Origin of the sequence: Paenibacillus sp. FSL H8-0175 (genome assembly GCF_045040615.1) — a bacterium.
Lineage (GTDB): Bacteria > Bacillota > Bacilli > Paenibacillales > Paenibacillaceae > Paenibacillus_AQ > Paenibacillus_AQ odorifer.
In genome coordinates this window covers 1,872,246-1,888,480 of record NZ_CP150299.1, presented here as the reverse complement: position 1 = coordinate 1,888,480, position 16,235 = coordinate 1,872,246, and the positions used below count along the sequence as shown (strand labels likewise).

Genomic DNA, 16,235 nt, shown 5'->3' with positions numbered 1-16,235 from the left:
TCTGAGAAATCTATTAGAATACATGTCTATAGAACTATATACTGCAAACCTAACTTGAATGTAAAAAAACCTTGTCGACAAATTTCTTTGTGGACAAGGTTCCTCATTAATGTTATTCAAAAGAATCGTTCAACCAAGTGTTTCGCGTATATAATACAATTCTCAAGTGTAGGGAAGTTCATGATTTCTCCAGCTAAATAGATATTGTTTTTCCCCTGCATCTGATCAACCCGTTCATAAAATCCCTCATGTAGCGCATTAGAATCCACATGTGGGAAATGCCTCCAACGCTTCATCATATATAGTCGAATGCTCTCTCCGCCCAGCTCGCGAAGTTTATTTTCTACCGTCTCTCGCATTTCCAGATCAGTCATAGCTTCATTCTCTGCTACATAAACCGTAACTAGATCCGTAGTTCCCATATCTGCCCACCGATAGTACCATGCCATCATATGCCCTTTACGTTCAGGGTACATATTCCGGGGGATATAGCCAGAAAGCTCCGGCAACCCCTTCACTCTATACGCATATACCCTAAACCATTCATAGGTTATATTCGCTAATAAAGTTTTGTCCTCACTTGACAGGCTAACTGTATCGCCCATTTGCTCTAAAGCTGCTGTATAAATGACCTTGTCAAAATAAAAGATGTCCTGACTCGTCTCTACTCGAACCTGCCCATCTTGTTCTTGCTCCATAAAAAGCACTTCACAAGTCAGGCGTAGATCGTTTACTTGGTCGGCCATTCGTCTAATCAGCTCAGTAACACCCTTAGGCCAGGTTATCATATGAGTAATTTCAATAAACGACAACAGATTATCATAGCTTAGAAATTTCAGCACATATGCAGCGGGCACATTATGGATACCACCGAATCCAAAAGTATTAAAATAATGCATGTAGACCTGCTCAAGGACAGACAGCTTATTCTCTACACACCACTGCGAAAATGGCTGACATAAATCTGGCGGTAAGTGGAGAAAACCCGGTTCTTGGAGAGACTCATAGCGTTTTAGAATATCCGGTAATCGTTTGAATTCTTGTGTAAACGCCTCTATCTGCTCCATGGGAATTTGTGAAGTTTTTCTCCCATTATTATCAAAAAATCCACGTTCTAACAATGGTCCCCTATCCATAAGATCAAAATCTCTCATAAAATCCATCGTATGTTTATAGGTAGGCAGGCCGATTAGCGTCCCCATTTCATAACTTTTTCCTTTGTACTCAATAGAATGACACTTTCCTCCTACTCTATCCGACTTCTCCATGAGGGTAATGTTGGTATATCCTTTTTTCGCTAATTCATAAGCAGCCGTAACCCCAGAAATCCCTGCACCGATGATTCCAATTCGGTCTTTATTCTTTGTGTTTGTCATCATCCGTTATCTCCTTGTAAATAACCATAATGGCAAAGTTTCTCGTTGTCCCGTATAGGCAAGTGCGACATCCGATGGTATTTTACCTTGATTAGGTCCGTCTGTAATTTGCCTGTTGAAGTTGTAGGTTCTCAAGTATTCATGTAAGCGCTTTTCTAAAATTTCAAAGGAATCTATCGTATCATCTACCCAAGCCTGCTGGTAGAATTCTTTGGTCAACACCGCCGCAAATTGCTGCAAGGGCTGAAATATCTCTGTTTGGTCTACCGTTATAGCGACTTGATTAATATTGTTCTTATGTAAAAATTCACTATATTTATGTTTTCCTCTGTCCCAGTTCGTAATGAATTCACGGCTTTTGTTCGTAACCAGATTATCGATATGAAAATCTAATGTCTTCATCAATGGGAGAACTTTCAGATGCATAAAATCTATAAAATGAATGGTAGATTTCCGATTGTATAGCTTAACTAGACCTAGTCTGGAGTAGGCATCATAAATTACATATTGATATACCTTTCCGACCCTCGGGAAAACTCCCAAATAGCTAATACTCTGCTGACACATATACCCGGGATGAGCATTTATCGGATTCTTCATCTTATAATCTAGTATTTTCCGTTTCTCTTTAAATCCTTTAGTGTGAGTGGATTGTGCGCCGTTCCTCTTCTTTGCTTTGATTTGATTGGCGTAAGCTTCACGTTCTATTCGTTTATTTAGTCCGTTTCGACGTAGTACATTATAAATACCCGATTCCCCGATTTGCATACCTTCATCTTGCAGTTCATAAAAGATGCGTTTAGGCCCATCCTCAGGAAATCTGGCGACGTACTCCAAGATCAATCTTTCCGTTCTCTTATCTACTTTATTAGGCATTACCGGCTTTCTTTTCTTCTCCCCAAGTCCATCCATTCCATGTTGTTGATAAGCTTTAGACCACTTATAATAGATCGTCCGGGAAATGCCAAACTCCTTACAGGTTTCGCTCACATTCTTGCTGATGGCCCCTTGCATGAGGATATGATATTTGTTGTTCGCATTCACCTATTTGCACCCCTCCTATCTTTATTTTATACATAGTTAACGTTTAATTCATTACTATTCTAAAAAAAATGGGAGAACGCTCAAAGCGTCTCACCATTCCGAACAAAATGCGTTATGTATTTCCCTGCGGAAATCTCCAAGCAATTTAGTCGTTGGCCATATGCACAGCCGCCATCTATGCCAATTTTATCTCCCAGTGGACTAAACCAGATTTCTTCTGAATCATGCAGATCCATCGTCGAAGTATGACCGAAAACAACCGTTTTGTTAGTGCTAACTACCGGATTCTTATAAAAGGGTTCTCTAATCCAGATAAAATCATAAGGGTCTTGCTGCTTCCAATCCTCTATTAATGGATTAATGCCTGCATGAACAAAAATATGTTCTTCCGTCTCATGATAAAGCGGCAATGTGCTCAGAAAGTCTATATGATGTCTATAGTCCCGCCTAATTTTTTCTTTTAGCTGCATATAATCCTTCCAGCCAAAATCCTTCTGCAAACCTTCGTAGCCCGCCTCGCAATAACTCATCAGTGTATGAAATCCGCCGTTAGTTAGCCAATGGGTATCCAATTTATCATCTTCGCTGGTGAGCGCATCGCAAGCCATTTTATCGTGATTTCCTTTGAGAACTATCGCTCCACATTCTTGCTGCAGAGTCATCACTTGCTCCACAATTCCTTTACTGTCCAGACCTCTATCCACATAATCTCCCATTAAAATAAGCTTATCCTCCGCCGGGCGATAATTCACTTTTGATAATAGGGCATTGAATTCTACATAACTTCCGTGAATGTCACTAATTGCTAATATTCTGATGATAATCACTCCTTGCTCTAAGATGCAAAAAAAGATGTTCCCGCAGGTCTGCAGGAATATCTTTTGATGTTGGGCTTTCTATACTGAATCTATAACTAATGGCTCCTCATCCGACTGTGGAAAAAAATGACGGCTTCTGACCTCATGCACCGCTTCTTGAAAACGATCGCACAAAAAGATCAGCTGGTCGATCTCTTCCTTACCGACCTTTTGTGTGATTTCACTCAAAATGCCGGAATAGGATGCCATCTGCCTGCTATAAATCTGCTCTCCAAGCTCACTCAGACAGATATATACGACCCGACGATCTGTATCGGATGTTGTACGCACTACGTAACCTTTTTCCTCCAACGTATTTGCCATTTGCGTGGCAGTAGGTCTACTTATCTGGAGCAGGTCACTTAATTTAGAAATCATAACTCCCCGGTGCTGTTTGTCACCTTCAGCCGCTTTCTTTTGCTTCATAACAGTGTGAATGACGTACATCATAACAAACTCTCTATACGATACTACATCAATCGAGTAGGGGCGAGCAGTCAGACGCTTTATATTTTCAAGGGCTATGATCAGCTTCTGCTCTTGATTGTCATGGGTATCCATAGGGCACCTCCAATATACCTCAATCTAATTAGATTACTTACCTATTCCCAAAAAATCAAGTCAAATTCAAATTCTCTTTAAATTAAAATTTAATAATTAACCTGTTGTGCTAATTGATGAATTTGTGTATTATACATAAATGATAGTTTGGCTACCTAATTATTACGACATGAATTCCCAAACTACAATATATAGAAGTTAAAGGAGAGGAACTGCTCTGGAGCATCTCACTCAGAAAAAGAAAGTTACAATTATGATTGCTTTAATGGCGGCTATGTTTTTCGCAGCAATCAACCAGACGATTGTGGGCACAGCAATGCCCCGAATTATTGCGATGCTTGGAGGTATTGAACATTATACCTGGGTAATTACCATCTATATGCTCACCTCAACCATCGCTACCGTACTTGTCGGTAAGTTATCCGATATTTACGGAAGAAAGCCCTTCCTGTTATCAGGGATTGTCATTTTTATTATAGGTGCTTTCCTATCCGGATTGTCGACCAACATTTTTCAAATGATCACTTATCGCGGGATTCAAGGTCTAGGCGGCGGGATTCTAATGTCGGCTACCGTAACCGCTGTAGGTGATTTGTTCGCTCCAAGAGAGAGAGCCAAGTGGACTGGAATTATGATGGCGATATTTGGTTTCTCCAGTGTAATTGGTCCTACCCTTGGCGGATTCATGGTAGATCACATGGCTTGGAAATGGATCTTCTGGATCTTCTTACCTTTCGGGATCGTGGCCTTCTTTATGATTTTGAAAATGTTCCCTAAAACCACGCGTTCTACATCTGAGTCCATCGACTACTTAGGCTCCATTTTCCTTTCCCTGACCATTGTTGCGCTCTTGCTCGGCTTTTCATGGGCAGGAACAAAATATGACTGGGGTTCTCCGGAGATTCTCGGCTTGTTTGGGGCTTCCATTCTGGGTCTGATTATCCTGATTCTGATTGAACGTAAAGCTAAAAGCCCAGTATTGCCATTATCCTTATTTAAAAATTCCATCGTATCCATCTCAATGATTGTCGGCTTCCTGATGAATGCCGGTATGATGGGCGCAATGATCTACCTGCCTTTCTTCGTGCAAGGGGTAGAGGGCGTCTCCCCAACTAAATCTGGTTTCATCAATATGCCAATGTCACTTACTATGATTGTACTAAGTACTTTAGTGGGAAGATGGATCTCCAAAACAGGAAAATATAAACGTTATGCTCTAATGGGGATGCCATTCATGGTTGTAGCCATGATATTAATGGCCTTTATGAGTAACATTGCTACGGCTGTAGTCAGCATGATTATCTTCGGGGTTGGGTTAGGACTATCAATGCCTGTATTTACTCTAACCGTACAAAATGCTGTAGCGCCTTCAATGCTAGGTGTTGCTACTGCTACAAATACTTTATTCCGTAATTTAGGTGGAACCATAGGTATTGCCATCATGGGTACCATTATGAACTCCTCATTAACGAAAAAATTAGAGGCAGCGGTGTCCTCTGGCAAAGGTCCGGATTTATCCAAACTTGATCCTGAATCCGCTAAACAGCTTTCTGCCTTTATGAATCCTCAAATGCTGCTAGATCAGCCTAAGCTTAAAGAATTGCATGCAACACTGCCAGAGCAAATCCAGCCGCTCTTCAATCAATTGATTGAGATGCTGCGGAACGCACTAAGCGATTCCCTGACAGTTGTGTTCTTAAGTGGTACGGCGCTGTTAGTTATCGCAGCACTGCTCGTTCTGTTCCTTAAAGAGATTCCATTACGTAGTGGAGAGAAAAAAATGGAGACACACGCAGAGGATAAAAACGGGAGTAAAAAACTCGAAAAATCTGTGCCTGCTGCACATTAATCACAAATAACCTTACATTAGAGATGTCCGTAAACAGCTTAGGCTGTGCGGCATCTCTTTTTTTTAAGAAGGGCTAGGATTCGTTTGGTTGATCGTTCAATTCTTCGAAGTAAACATAGACTCCGTTTAACAGCTCCATTAACGTATCCGTCTGTTCTTTGCCCATGTAATCAATCATACCTTTAAAGGTATTCCGGGATTTCGTTACAGCCATCTCAGCCAGATGCTCCCCTTTTTCCGTAAGCGTGATCTCGCTAACTCGGCGATCCTGTGCATCAGAAGTACGCACCACATATCCTTGTGCAATCAGACTATTGAGCATTTGGGTAACCGTAGGAGAGGTGACTTTCAGAAACTTGCTAATTTCCGAAACCGTCTGTCCCTTCTTCCCTTCCCGTTCTTTACCAAGCTTTAAAGAAACCAACATCCGGACCTCACTTGGCTTCAAGCCCCAAATCGTGGTTTTACGCCAATTCATTCTAGCGAATTGTTGGAAAGCCTCCATTAATCCATCCACATTCTGATATTTCTCTTCGTTCATCAGTACACCCCATAAAATCATTTAACACTAAGTATAGCCTAATATGACGTAAAAAAGAATTGATAGATGTCAGATTACCCATTTTCAAAAAATAACTAATGGGATGTATAATATAATAATCATCCTAAATTGAAAGTGGGTATCTAATTTGTCCTTTTCTTACTCTACCTATGACGCTCTAGGACTTGCTTCACTTGTCAAAGCACGTGAAATTTCACCTGGTGAGCTGGTCGAAGCCGCCTTTGCTCGGTTAGATGAGGTCAATCCGGTCATAAATGCGGTGGTGCGCACCCGTCGTGAAGCTGCTCTTAGAGAAGCCGACGAGATGCCTGTTCAGGATAACACTCGGCCGTTTGCTGGCGTTCCGTTTCTATTAAAAGATATTTCCCAATCTATCGCTGGCGAGCCCATCACTTGTGGGGCTATGCTGATGAAGAACAATGTCGCACGGTGGGATTCAAATTATGTTGCACGAATTAGGAAAGCCGGCTTTATTCCACTTGGCCATACGAATACACCCGAGTTCGGCTTAAAAAACATTACAGAGAATGTCCTCCACGGCCCTGCTCGTAATCCTTGGAATCTCGAATATTCTCCTGGAGGTTCAAGTGGCGGAGCCGCGGCGGCTGTAGCTTCTGGTATCGTTCCAGTAGCGGGAGCCAGTGATGGTGGTGGCTCCATCCGTATTCCCGCCTCATTCACAGGCCTATTCGGACTTAAACCCACGCGCGGGCGCACACCAGTAGGACCCGGAGTCGGCCGTCAATGGCAAGGGGCTTCTATTGATTTTGCCTTAACCCGGTCCGTTCGCGATAGCGCTGCTATGTTAGATCTGCTGCAGGTTGTGCAGCCGGAAGCCGCCTTCCAGACTCCGTTATACCCGGGCGTATATCTGGATGATCTGTTTAAGCCTACGCAACGTAAACTACGAATTGGATTTACAACGGCTTCCCCAGTAGGTACGCCTGTCTCTGAAGAGGCCGTAAATGCTGTTCTCAAAACCGTGAAATGGCTCGAAGCTGAAGGACATGCGGTTGAAGAAATAGAAAGTCCTGTGAATGGCACAAGACTGATGGAGAACTACTATACGATGAATGCCGGAGAGGTAGCAGCGATGTTCGTCTCCCTGGAGAGAAATATGGGACGTTCCATAACTGCTTACGATGTCGATATCATTACGTGGGTCCTTGGTGAGACCGGAAAAAATGTTTCAGCGGCCGAATTCGTACATAGTCTGGATGAATGGGACGTTGCAGCCGCCCAAATGGCGGAACTGTTTAATCATTACGACTTATATATAACACCTACGAATGCAAACTCTGCTCCCAAAATTGGTGAATTAACGCATAAACCTGCAGAGATAGCAAAGCTGCTGCACGTAAACGAATTGCCAAAAGAAGAACAGAGCCGCTTAATTTACGAGATGTTTGAGCCAAGCCTAACCTATACACCGTTCACCCAGCTCGCAAATCTGACAGGCCAGCCTGCAATGAGTGTGCCCGTCCATAAGTCAGCAAATGGCCTGCCGCTAGGCGTTCAAGTCATGGCGAACAAAGGCCGTGAAGATTTATTGCTTCAGCTTGCTGCCCAGCTTGAACAATCCGCTCTTTGGGTCGGCATGACTGGAAATCCGCTGTTCACCTGATCAATTAAGGGTGATGCTCTCGCAGCTCAAGCTCCCCTTACTCTTTCCCGCAAATGCCATAGAAGAAAATATGGATGGCTTCCTCGATGAAGGCATCCATATCTTCCTGTTTGCTAGCTTCGTCTAGAAGTTCACCTGCATTACGCATATACATCCCCATTAGTGAAAGTATCCCTTTGGTGGATACTTTATTTGAGATTTCTCCCCGCGCTTTCCCATCTTCGACCATCTTCACCAGCACCGGCAAAATGTCATTCGCATATCGTTCCTCAATATAATGGAACATTTCTTGATCCTCAACCATAAGCTCCTTCACAGTTGCGGGAGATAAGCCGCTGTAAGTTTCCCTCTCCATGGTTAGAATGTAACCAATAATCTCCTTTAGAGAATGCTCTTGATAAATGTAATCTTCAAACTCCTGAATTTCCTTCTGAACAAAGTCCTTAAAAGACTCACTAAGCAGCGCTTCCTTACTGCCAAAATAATTATAAATCGTCACCTGAGAGACCCCTGCTTCTTTCGCAATATCAGCGATCCGTAGACGTTTCGGTTCCCAGTTCTTGAGCATCTCCATGGTAGTTTTCATAATTTTGAGTTTAATCTGTGCTGCTCTCTTCTCAAATCCATTCATAGCTTCCACCCTAACTTCGTTATTAAGTAAGCATATTCAAATTTAATGAAATATTCGATTTCAATTATTTCATAATTTTATTGACTTCATTAACCACTAGGAATAATATAACATATGAAATATTTGATTCATAATAGTTCATTATTTTTACGGCGGGGGTGGCAGCATGCTGGTAGTAGAAGGCTTAACTAAACGATTTTCGAATGGCAAAGGAATCGAAGATGTAACATTTACCGTAAATAAAGGCGAGGTTTTTGGATTTCTGGGTCCTAACGGTGCGGGTAAATCGACGACCATACGGCATATCATGGGTTTTATGAAACCAGATCAAGGGCATGCGAGTATCCATGGGCTTGATGTATGGAAGGCACAAGGGACAGTCCAGAAGCATATTGGCTACTTACCCGGTGAAATCAACTTTTTTGATGGGATGACGGGTCTTTCTTTCCTTAAATTTATCTCAGCCATGCAGGGAATCAAAAATACTACCAAACGCGAGCAGCTGATTGAACGTTTGCAATTTGATGCCACCACTCCGATCCGAAAAATGTCAAAGGGAATGAAGCAAAAGGTCGGAATCGTCGCTGCTTTTATGCACAGTCCTGACGTTATTATTCTGGATGAACCTACCTCGGGTCTCGACCCGCTCATGCAAAAGGTATTTATTGATCTGGTACTGGAGGAAAAATCAGCCGGAACCACCTTTCTCATGTCCTCACACAGCTTTCAAGAAATTGAACGCACCTGTGACCGCGCCGCAATTATCAAAGACGGACGGATTATCACCGTGAAAAATATTCATGAACTGCAATCGATGCAACGGAAGCTGTTTGAGGTCATTTTTGCGAATAGTGAAGATGCAGTGAATTTTGCCGCCTCCGGCCTACAAGTGGAAGCTCACGAGGGAAATAGGGTCCGCATAGCTGTGCAGGGCAATTATGACCGATTCATCCGGGAAACTGGAAAATACAATGTCCGCAGCATCGACGTATTCACGCAGAATCTGGAGGACATCTTCATGGACTATTATGACCGCGAGGGGGTAGTGTAATGAATCTTCCGCTCTATAAGGAAATGATGCGAGTGAACCTGAAAGGAATATTGAATTACGCCTTTGGTTCTGCCTTCTATATTCTGTTTATGATCTGGCTTTATCCTGGGATTGCGGGGAGCACACAAGCAATTGATGACCTTATTAAGGCGATGCCAGAGGGTGTGGGTAAAGCCTTTGGATTAAATAGCGGATTTACCAGTGCTGAAGCTTTTATCTCCGGAGAATATTATGGACTTATACTAGTTCTGATTCTTTCCATAGTTTGTGTGCAAATGTCAACGCAGCTTATGGCTCGACTCGTGGATCGCGGCGCCATGGCTTATCTGCTCATAGCCCCAACTACACGGAGAAAAGTCGCTACCACGCAGGCACTTGTTCTCACTACAGCATTACTCTTAATTATGGGTGTAACCACCCTCGCCGGATTATTAGGTAAAGCATGGTTCCTTGGCAGTGAATATGACTTTAACAGTGGTCGCTTCGCTCAGCTGAATACCGTGGCGTTTTTATTATTTTTTGCGGTAGGCGGCCTTACCTTTCTCGTGTCCTCTGTATGTAATGACGAGAAAAAAGCGCTCGGAATTTCCGGCGCCATCGCCTTCGGATTTTTCACTCTGGATCTACTCGGTAAAATAAGCGACAAACTGGAAGGACTGCGTTTCCTAACCTTATTCTCCTTCTATCAACCCGGGGAAATCGTTCAGGGCAACGTGGAGATTATTCAGGTCTCCAGTTGGCTGCTGTTGATCGGAGTGTTCACCTTTTCCTTGGGAGTAGAGCTGTTCAGAAGACGGGATCTTCCATTATAAGAGTACCTCATTTGATCATCTTGCTTTTACGCGTTCCCGAAGCAACTATCGGACACCGTTGACCTTAAATGCAACTTTATCACAAATTTGTGTACCTAACGGACCCTAAAGTCGTTATTGGCTTGAAGAACAGCAAAAATGAACCTTTTCTAAAGGAATAGCTGCACTGGGGTCCGCAACCTTGCTCAAATGTCCAAAAATTTGCAAATAGCGTCAGCTGAGTCCTTAAGCCTCAGGAGGGTTATAACTATGACTCTTATAAAAAACAACAGAGCAGTGTTTCTCCACCTCTGGGAGAATCATTGCTCTGTTGTTTTATGCGACAAATCCCTTTTTATTTCGTATCCGGTCTAGGTACACCAAAGTTTGGCGTTCCGTCTTCATTCCACTGGATTACTTGCACACGTGCGTGACGATTCGGATCGTAAAGCGGATCACCGACAATTTCCTTATAGCTTCTAGCATGGAAAACAAGGATATCCTGTGTGCCATCCTCAGAGACAGTGAAGCTATTATGTCCCGGACCATATTGGCCGTTTTCCTCAGAAGTCGTAAACACAGGTTCAGGTGTCTTGACCCATGATTTTGGATCCATCAAATCACTATTCTCATCAGCAGTCAACAATCCCATACAATAGTTGTGATCTGTTGCACTAGCTGAGAAAGTCATGAAAATGCGTCCATTACGCTTAAGGATTGCTGCGCCTTCATTCACCAAAAATCCGATTTTTTCCCAATCGTATTCAGGAGTGGTGATGCACACCTGCTCGCCTTTTAGTGTCCAAGGGTTCTCCATTTCGGAAATATAAATATTTGAATTGCCAGGGATAGCAGGATCTTTTTGTGCCCAAACGTAATATCTAACTCCTTTATGCTCAAAAGTTGTTGCATCCAAGGCAAAAGATTCCCATTTTGTTTTTATTTGACCCTTTTCCACCCATTCACCCTCTAAAGGATTTGCGGATGAGTTTTCTAGTGCAAACATGCGATGATCAAATAAACCATCTTTCGTATCAGAGGTATGTGCAGCTGCATAATACACGTACCATTTTCCATCAATATAATGAATCTCTGGCGCCCAAATATTAGCACTCATCAAACCCGTTTCATGCTTAACCCAAATGGTCTTTCCATCAGCCTCAGCCAATCCTTGAATAGATTCAGAACGGCGAAGCTCAATTCTATCGAACTCCGGAACTGAAGCTATGAAATAGTAGTACCCGTCAGTATGTTTATAGATCCAAGGATCTGCTCGTTGCTCAACTAGTGGATTTTTCACATTAAATTCTCTCACAATGACAACTCCTATATTTATCTCTTTTTTTATATTTGCAGGTCACCAAAACACACCCTTCCTTATAAGAAGTCAAGGTGTATTGAAGTTTAAGTTCATTCGATCTAACCTTTGATACCCGAATTCAGGTTGATGGATTGAACGAAGTATTTTTGTGCAAAAACAAATAGCAGCAATGTTGGAATAATCGCCATGATTGCCGAGCCCATTAATTGTCCGATCATACGATAGTTTCCGTAGATGTCTTGCAATAAGAGCAAACCAGCGGTAATTGGCATTTTGTCTACATCTGTGTACACAATAACCGGCCAGAGGAAGTCATTCCAAGATCCAGTAAAGGAGAACAATCCGCAAACAATCAATATTGGTTTAACTAACGGCAATATAATTTGCGCGAAAATTCTAAAGTCACTAGCACCATCAACTTTAGCCGATTCATCTAATTCTTTTGGGATACCGTTCATAAACTGTCTGACCAAGAAGATATTACCCATACCCGCAAGACCAGGGATAATCATAGCCCAGGAAGTATTCACCCAACCAAAAGAGTCAATGATTTTATAAGAAGGAATCAAGTTAACAACACCCGGGAAGAAGGAGATCCCCAGCAAAGTGAAGAACAATGTGTCTCTTCCTTTAAACTTAATACGGGTGTAACCAAAACCTGTAATCGAAATAACAATAACCACCAGAATGGTGTGAGATGTGGCAATAAACAATGAGTTACCTAACCAACGTAGAATTGGAGCTGTAGAGGTATTGTTTAGGATTGTAACGTAGTTCTCAAAGACCCACTCTTTAGGAAATAGTCTAAAGCCCGAGGATACTACTTCCGTTTGTGATCTAAATGAGGTGGAAATCCCGAATATAACAGGAATGATCCAAATCACACATAGGATACCTAGAAATATATAGGAAATATATTTTGAAATACTTACACTGGAGGAGCCTTTTATTTTGCCTGTTGTATTTACAACTGGATTTACTGCCTGGTTTGACATTTTAGTACACCTACCTTTTCCATTTCCTTGTTAGTCAATTAGTTTCTGCGAACCTATGAAGCATTTCGGTTCATTACAAAATATTGCAGCGCTGAGATCACCAAAATAACTAATCCCAGTAAAACTGCCATAGCGGATGCCATCCCGGCGATGGACTCACCGTTACCGAAAGCTAATTGACGAATATACATCATTAGAACGTGTGTACTTTGTCGAGGTCCGCCATCGGTCATCATTAACGGTTGGCCGAATACATTAAAGGCACCCGCAGTTGTCATAACAAAGGTATAAATTAATGGAAAACGAATAGATGGCAAGGTAATACTAGTGAATTTTTTAATAGAACCCGCACCATCGAGCTCAGCCGATTCATATAACTCTTGAGAAACGCCACTTAAGGAAGCACGATAGATAATCATGTTGCCCCCAATACCACCCCATAAAGTAATTACAATGATAATAATCCACGCATAGGGTTGATTTGCAGGCCAAGCAATTTGTGATCCAAATAGATTACCAGTGATCCCAAGTTGCTTATTAAAGATCAACAGCCAAATCAGTGCTGCCGCAGAAATTGAAATCAAGCCAGGAATATAAAGAATAGATTGAATTAAGCTCTTCATTTTAACTTTTTTATGTTCCAACGCCACCGCGACCATTAATGGAATAATAATCAGCAACGGAACAGACATAGCAACGAAAATCAGTGTATTTTTTAGACCTCTGAAAAATTGAGTATGAAAGGTTGAACTGTTGTCAAAAAGAATAGCCTTATAGTTATCAAAGCCTACCCATACCGGATCACTCATTAAATTCCATTTTGTAAATGAAGCATAAATCCCATAAATCGTTGGCACTAAAATGAAGACAGCAAACAAAATGACATGCGGACCTACAAAGAAAGCAGGTGCCCAATTGATTTTCTTTTTCATAGGAATTCATTTCTCCTTTTGCACAAAGTAATGCACCATAACATGGCACATTACTTCGTACAATCTATTCTATTTTGCTTTATTTTGCTGCACTGCTGCTTTCCGCAATTTTATCTTCAACAAATTTTTGCATCGTTGCCAAAGTCTCATCAATATCAACGTTGCCACGCACGATATCCGCACAGTAAGTATCTACAGCTTCCGCAATGTATGGGTAGTATTCATAGGTGTAAATGTATAGGGATTCGATTTCTTTTTCATCAGATGTAAAGAAGGATTGCATAAAGTCTTTGTACTCAGGGCTTTGGTTAACTACGTTACTTGCTACGTTTTGTCCAGCTTTTGCCCATTCCATCGAATTCGTACGAACATATTCCAAGAAGTTAGCAATACCCACTTCTTTTTCGTCTGTTCTCTTATCATTTTTCAACATAGCGAACAAGTGAGAAGAAGATCTGTTGGTGAATTTATCAGGAGTAGGAGAATAAACATTGGTCACACCAAAGTTCAAGCCTTCAACCCCAGCATGTGCTGTAGAACTCCAAGTTCCGTCTGTCGAGAAAAGTACATTTTGAGATTGGAACATCAAGTAACCGTCTTCACCAAATGGAGTCATCAGGCCAGCATCGGCGATTTTCTTAACATTTTCAAACGCTTGTTTAAATACAGGGGTGTTAACAGCCGGTTTTCCATCGACTTGGATATCCCCGCCCAAATCTTGAATTTGAGCCAAGATAACCCAGCCCAGCAAGGCATCATTAACTACGTAATCGCCTTCATCCAATTTACCTTGTAAGGAAAGCATTTCATCAATAGTAACAACGTTATCATCCAAGAAGGATTCAGCGTTATATTTTTTCAGCAAATCTTTATTGTAATACATTACGTTACTATGAATATCAAGAGGAACTGTGTATTGAGTTCCATCGATATTACCAGTGTTCCAAGCTTGTGGTAAGTAATTTTCAGCTTTCAGTTCAGGTTGTGCTGGCAAAACGGTATCTTGCATGGATTCCAGTACACCTTGTTTAACAAACCCAGGAACACGGTCAGCGTGGATAATTGCTAAATCAGGAACACCTTTGCTAGATGCCAAAACTGTAGAAATTTTTGTGTACATATCAGCCGTAATAACATGTTTTACTTTGATTTCGGGATTCGTTGCATTGTAGTTTTTAACAATTTGATCCATATAAGCACCGTCATCACCGGTCAGCGGTGTCCAGAACGTAATCGTCTTACTATCATCTTTACCACCGCATCCTGCCAAAACTGTCGATAATGTTAGAACCGTTGCTAATAAAACTCCAAATTTCTTTTTCATTACTCTCTCCCCCTGCAGCTGTAATGTTAAGATAACCATTCATGTTCACTTTCTTTGAAAACGATTAACTTGAGATTAGTATACATTCATTGTGAAAGCGTAGTCAATAACATTTAAATAAACTTAACAGAATTTTTTTTCGTTTAATTAACCTTTTGATTCATCTCTCGGAGATGAAAGCGATATTATATTTACTTCGGTTACCTTTCATGTTACTTTATATATAGATTAATAAACTTTATAGTATATGAAATAACTTTGAAAGAAGTGGGTAAAATGCAGTTGGAAATCGACAAATCCTCTCTTGTTGTTTACGAAGCTTTAGCGAGTGAAGTACGCATCAAAATTATTCAGTTGCTCTCCAAAAATAAGATGAACATCAAAGATTTGGCAGAAGAACTTAAAATAAGCAGTCCTATCGTTACCAAACACATAAAAAAACTAGAAGATGCAGGGCTCATAAAAACTGAAAAGGTGCCTGGTAAATCAGGAATGCAAAAAATCTCAATCCTTAGGGTGGATCATATTGAGATTAACTTCCCGAAAAAAATCTTTCACTCCTTTGCCTCCTACGAGACATCAGTGCCGATTGGTCATTATACCGATTATGATCTGAAACCTACTTGCGGACTTGCTACGGATAAGGAGTTTATCGGCAGAGTAGACGAACCTAAGTATTTCATGGATTCTAAAAGAGTGGACGCAGAGATTCTCTGGTTCACGCAAGGTTATGTGCAATATAATATCGCTAATTTCCTAAAAAAAGAGGAAACCCTACAGCAATTTGAGATTAGCTTAGAGCTTTCTTCCGAATTCCCCTTTGCTAATGACGTATGGCCTTCAGACATCACCTTTTCTTTGAATGGCTTGGAATTAGGGACTTGGACGAGCCCCGGAGATTTCGCTGATGCTAGAGGTAAATTCACACCGGAATGGTGGCCACACAATATCAATCAATACGGATTGCTAAAAACGATTAGAATTACAAACCACAATGGAACTTACATTGACGGTGACCCGCTGTCTCAGGTTTCGATTGAGGATTTAGATACGAATTGTGATCGTTGGACCTTTCGGATCGAAGTGAAGGAAGATGCAAAACACGTAGGAGGAGCAACGATTTTCGGAAAAAAATTCGGAAACCATGATCAAGATATCATTTTCAAGTTGTACTATCTGTAAATTTTTCATTTATGATCTAAGCAAAACTGGTTTTTTTGCGGGGGTGAACAACTAATTAGCTATTCTTCTTTAGCTCCCCCCCACCTGTTATGCCCTATCCCCTCTCTTTATCTTGCTGATATATCCCGCCTAGTC

15 protein-coding genes are annotated in these 16,235 nt (G+C 41.5%); 5 read left to right on the top strand and 10 right to left on the bottom strand.

Features of this window, described 5'->3' with window-relative positions; all coding sequences use genetic code 11:
- Positions 1-116: 116 nt before the first annotated feature.
- From MHH46_RS08120 to MHH46_RS08105, 4 genes are all read right to left on the bottom strand, one after another.
- Positions 117-1,379, bottom strand: coding sequence for an FAD-dependent oxidoreductase (locus MHH46_RS08120; protein ID WP_076184718.1), 1,263 nt, complete (start codon positions 1,377-1,379; stop codon positions 117-119).
- A 3-nt stretch (positions 1,380-1,382) separates the two neighbouring features.
- On the bottom strand, positions 1,383-2,420 hold the full coding sequence (locus MHH46_RS08115; RefSeq protein ID WP_076126290.1) for a helix-turn-helix domain-containing protein: 1,038 nt from the start codon (positions 2,418-2,420) through the stop codon (positions 1,383-1,385).
- Positions 2,421-2,500: 80 nt separating this feature from the next.
- The gene (locus MHH46_RS08110) at positions 2,501-3,247 is read right to left on the bottom strand and encodes a metallophosphoesterase family protein (protein ID WP_305953954.1); all 747 of its coding nucleotides are present in this window, start codon (positions 3,245-3,247) and stop codon (positions 2,501-2,503) included.
- Positions 3,248-3,316: 69 nt separating this feature from the next.
- Positions 3,317-3,838 (bottom strand): MarR family winged helix-turn-helix transcriptional regulator, encoded by a 522-nt coding sequence (locus tag MHH46_RS08105; protein WP_076134039.1) that lies wholly within the window; start codon positions 3,836-3,838, stop codon positions 3,317-3,319.
- A gap of 253 nt (positions 3,839-4,091) precedes the next feature.
- On the opposite strand from MHH46_RS08105, the gene MHH46_RS08100 reads away from it, so the two are divergent.
- Positions 4,092-5,687: an MDR family MFS transporter gene (locus MHH46_RS08100; RefSeq protein ID WP_248547701.1), complete on the top strand. Its 1,596-nt coding sequence runs from the start codon at positions 4,092-4,094 to the stop codon at positions 5,685-5,687.
- Between the two features lie 73 nt (positions 5,688-5,760).
- Here MHH46_RS08100 and MHH46_RS08095 read toward each other — a convergent pair whose 3' ends face one another.
- On the bottom strand, positions 5,761-6,228 hold the full coding sequence (locus MHH46_RS08095; RefSeq protein ID WP_076126284.1) for a MarR family winged helix-turn-helix transcriptional regulator: 468 nt from the start codon (positions 6,226-6,228) through the stop codon (positions 5,761-5,763).
- 148 nt (positions 6,229-6,376) lie between these two features.
- On the opposite strand from MHH46_RS08095, the gene MHH46_RS08090 reads away from it, so the two are divergent.
- Positions 6,377-7,873 carry an amidase gene (locus tag MHH46_RS08090; protein ID WP_076192882.1) on the top strand — a complete coding sequence of 499 codons (1,497 nt, stop codon included), beginning with the start codon at positions 6,377-6,379 and terminating at the stop codon, positions 7,871-7,873.
- A gap of 37 nt (positions 7,874-7,910) precedes the next feature.
- On the opposite strand, the gene MHH46_RS08085 is transcribed toward MHH46_RS08090, so the two are convergent.
- Positions 7,911-8,504, bottom strand: a complete 594-nt coding sequence (locus MHH46_RS08085) for a TetR/AcrR family transcriptional regulator (protein WP_076126280.1) — start codon at positions 8,502-8,504, stop codon at positions 7,911-7,913.
- Between the two features lie 166 nt (positions 8,505-8,670).
- On the opposite strand from MHH46_RS08085, the gene MHH46_RS08080 reads away from it, so the two are divergent.
- Positions 8,671-9,555 carry an ABC transporter ATP-binding protein gene (locus tag MHH46_RS08080; RefSeq protein ID WP_076192885.1) on the top strand — a complete coding sequence of 295 codons (885 nt, stop codon included), beginning with the start codon at positions 8,671-8,673 and terminating at the stop codon, positions 9,553-9,555.
- Positions 9,555-10,367 (top strand): ABC transporter permease subunit, encoded by an 813-nt coding sequence (locus MHH46_RS08075; RefSeq protein WP_076126276.1) that lies wholly within the window; start codon positions 9,555-9,557, stop codon positions 10,365-10,367. Before MHH46_RS08080 ends, MHH46_RS08075 begins: the two co-directional genes overlap by 1 nt.
- Positions 10,368-10,701: 334 nt before the next feature.
- Here MHH46_RS08075 and MHH46_RS08070 read toward each other — a convergent pair whose 3' ends face one another.
- The 4 genes from MHH46_RS08070 to MHH46_RS08055 all read right to left on the bottom strand — a co-directional run bounded on the left by MHH46_RS08070 (position 10,702) and on the right by MHH46_RS08055 (position 14,918).
- On the bottom strand, positions 10,702-11,661 hold the full coding sequence (locus tag MHH46_RS08070; RefSeq protein ID WP_076126274.1) for a family 43 glycosylhydrolase: 960 nt from the start codon (positions 11,659-11,661) through the stop codon (positions 10,702-10,704).
- 104 nt (positions 11,662-11,765) lie between these two features.
- Positions 11,766-12,662 carry a carbohydrate ABC transporter permease gene (locus tag MHH46_RS08065; RefSeq protein WP_036675639.1) on the bottom strand — a complete coding sequence of 299 codons (897 nt, stop codon included), beginning with the start codon at positions 12,660-12,662 and terminating at the stop codon, positions 11,766-11,768.
- A gap of 53 nt (positions 12,663-12,715) precedes the next feature.
- Positions 12,716-13,594 carry a carbohydrate ABC transporter permease gene (locus MHH46_RS08060; protein WP_076126272.1) on the bottom strand — a complete coding sequence of 293 codons (879 nt, stop codon included), beginning with the start codon at positions 13,592-13,594 and terminating at the stop codon, positions 12,716-12,718.
- A 79-nt stretch (positions 13,595-13,673) separates the two neighbouring features.
- Positions 13,674-14,918, bottom strand: a complete 1,245-nt coding sequence (locus tag MHH46_RS08055; protein WP_076101554.1) for an extracellular solute-binding protein — start codon at positions 14,916-14,918, stop codon at positions 13,674-13,676.
- Positions 14,919-15,194: 276 nt separating this feature from the next.
- Here MHH46_RS08055 and MHH46_RS08050 point away from each other — a divergent pair, with 276 nt between their 5' ends.
- Positions 15,195-16,100 (top strand): transcriptional regulator, encoded by a 906-nt coding sequence (locus tag MHH46_RS08050; RefSeq protein ID WP_076126270.1) that lies wholly within the window; start codon positions 15,195-15,197, stop codon positions 16,098-16,100.
- Positions 16,101-16,235: the final 135 nt, after the last annotated feature.

What these genes read in the sequence shown, in the direction of transcription:
- MHH46_RS08085 (WP_076126280.1), bottom strand. Translation starts at nt 8,504, where the DNA reads ATGAATGGATTTGAGAAGAGAGCAGCACAGATTAAACTCAAAATTATG.
- MHH46_RS08075 (WP_076126276.1), top strand. Translation starts at nt 9,555, where the DNA reads ATGAATCTTCCGCTCTATAAGGAAATGATGCGAGTGAACCTGAAAGGA.
- MHH46_RS08100 (WP_248547701.1), top strand. Translation starts at nt 4,092, where the DNA reads ATGATTGCTTTAATGGCGGCTATGTTTTTCGCAGCAATCAACCAGACG.
- MHH46_RS08055 (WP_076101554.1), bottom strand. Translation starts at nt 14,918, where the DNA reads ATGAAAAAGAAATTTGGAGTTTTATTAGCAACGGTTCTAACATTATCG.
- MHH46_RS08065 (WP_036675639.1), bottom strand. Translation starts at nt 12,662, where the DNA reads ATGTCAAACCAGGCAGTAAATCCAGTTGTAAATACAACAGGCAAAATA.
- MHH46_RS08060 (WP_076126272.1), bottom strand. Translation starts at nt 13,594, where the DNA reads ATGAAAAAGAAAATCAATTGGGCACCTGCTTTCTTTGTAGGTCCGCAT.
- MHH46_RS08050 (WP_076126270.1), top strand. Translation starts at nt 15,195, where the DNA reads ATGCAGTTGGAAATCGACAAATCCTCTCTTGTTGTTTACGAAGCTTTA.
- MHH46_RS08095 (WP_076126284.1), bottom strand. Translation starts at nt 6,228, where the DNA reads ATGAACGAAGAGAAATATCAGAATGTGGATGGATTAATGGAGGCTTTC.
- MHH46_RS08080 (WP_076192885.1), top strand. Translation starts at nt 8,671, where the DNA reads ATGCTGGTAGTAGAAGGCTTAACTAAACGATTTTCGAATGGCAAAGGA.
- MHH46_RS08120 (WP_076184718.1), bottom strand. Translation starts at nt 1,379, where the DNA reads ATGATGACAAACACAAAGAATAAAGACCGAATTGGAATCATCGGTGCA.
- MHH46_RS08105 (WP_076134039.1), bottom strand. Translation starts at nt 3,838, where the DNA reads ATGGATACCCATGACAATCAAGAGCAGAAGCTGATCATAGCCCTTGAA.